The following is a 1,713-nucleotide window of genomic DNA, read 5'->3' on the forward strand; positions in this document are numbered from 1 at the left end:
AGGGACACTCTCGCCAACGGGCTCCCATGCCCGCGAACTCTGGCCGCCACGCTCGTCGCGTAGCCGTTCGCTCTCCGCTACCCCTGCTGCATGCGCGAGGGGCGGTCCCGCCTCACGGGATGGAGGTTCCCCCCTCATCCCGCCGACAACCCCATAATACCCACATCTATCGCGGAGTCAAGGCATTCCGAATTGAACCCAAATGGCATCGTGTGAGATACTGGCACGAGCAGACGGGGTCGTCGAAGGGAGCCTGGAATGGCAAAGGCAGTGAGCACGAGGCGCACGGGAAGGCCCGTCCAGCTGAAGCCGGGCATGAGCACGGTCGAGAGCGCAAAGGTCGTCGAGCTCGCGGACGGGCGCTACCGCATGCAGTGGTACGTGTGCCTCCCCACGGGCAGGGTCGTGCACAAGAAGATCGAGCGGCGCGCCAAGCGCAAAGCCGACATCCGCGACCGCGCACGCGAGCTCACGGAGGAGCTGCTACGGACCGGCGGCGAGTGGGGCCTCGCGGGGTGGAAGGGCAGCTCCGACATGGGAAGATTCGTCGAGGAGGTCTGCGTGAGGGCCGTCGAGGCGAATTGCTTCGCAAAGCCGCTCAGGCCTCACACACAGGAGCGGTACGTCCACGACCTGCGCCTGTTCGCCGAGCGTGCGCGCGGCATGACGATAGCGGCGGCGTCGAGGCCGAAGGCCCTCGTGCCGATTTTCCAGCTGATAGCCCGCGAGCACGGCACGGCCACGGCGAGGAAGGCGTCGACGACCTGCTCCAAGTACGTCTTCAAGAGACTCGTCACCTACCAGGTCATCGACCACAACCCGCTCGTGGGGATTGATTTGGAGCTGCCACAGGTCACGGGCAAGGCGCACGGCAAGGAGCACGTCAAGGGCGGACAGTCGCTCACGGCGGAAGAGCGCAAGTGCGTCGTCGCGTGGCTCGCGGCGTGGCAACCGGAGGCGAAGGCCTCGGAGTACAAGAACGTCGCCGGCCGCTACGGCATCGCTGGCACGCAGGCCCGATGGGAGCTCGCGCGCGACGTGACGCTCGTCCAGGCGACGTGCGGGCTGCGCCTCAACGAGGCGCTATCGATGGAGCGAAGGGACGTCGAGAAGCTCGACGGCCACATGTGCCTCACGGTGCGCGAGGAGGTCTCCAAGACCCACAAGGCACGGACAGTCCCAGTGACCGACAAGAGAGCCTCAGAAGCCGTCAGACGGCGTCTAAAGGACACAGTGGGACCAGAGCCCACGTCGCTCGTCTTCGGGTCTCCTGCGGCCCCTCAGAAGCCGTGGGACAGGTCCAACGCGCACAAGACCCTACGGAAGTTGTACGACATGATGGCGGACGAGCTATCCATACCGAAGCTTCGCGAGGTGTCCACGCACTCGTGGCGCGACACGCTCAACACGGAGTGGATGGAGCAGGGCGTCCCCGTTGAAATCAGGCATGAGTTCTTCGGGCACTCCAAGGAGGAGAACGTGTCGACATACACGGACGTCACGCACACGAGGGCGCTCCTTGACATGCTCGATGCCTGAATTGTATGACAGATTGTGTTCGAAAGTCGGTGATTAAGGGGGATTCCGAGGGAATGCAGGGTATGAGTCTTAGCAGGTAACAAGGGGTATCAGGGAGTAGCAACAGGGCATACCATCATACGGAAGAGGTCAGAAGTTCAAATCTTCTAACGCCCACCATAAACTCGCAGGTCA

1 protein-coding gene is annotated in these 1,713 nt (G+C 63.4%); it reads left to right on the forward strand.

The window, feature by feature from the left end:
- Nucleotides 1-258 precede the first annotated feature (258 nt).
- Nucleotides 259-1,539 carry a tyrosine-type recombinase/integrase gene (locus tag ACI38Z_RS08945; protein ID WP_439789854.1) on the forward strand — a complete coding sequence of 427 codons (1,281 nt, stop codon included), beginning with the start codon at nucleotides 259-261 and terminating at the stop codon, nucleotides 1,537-1,539.
- The last annotated feature ends 174 nt before the right edge of the window (nucleotides 1,540-1,713 follow it).

The sequence above is a fragment of the Parafannyhessea sp. genome (assembly GCF_051876455.1).
Lineage (GTDB): Bacteria > Actinomycetota > Coriobacteriia > Coriobacteriales > Atopobiaceae > Parafannyhessea.

Coding starts and splice junctions, on each gene's coding strand:
- ACI38Z_RS08945 (WP_439789854.1), top strand. CDS start 259: ATGGCAAAGGCAGTGAGCACGAGGCGCACGGGAAGGCCCGTCCAGCTG.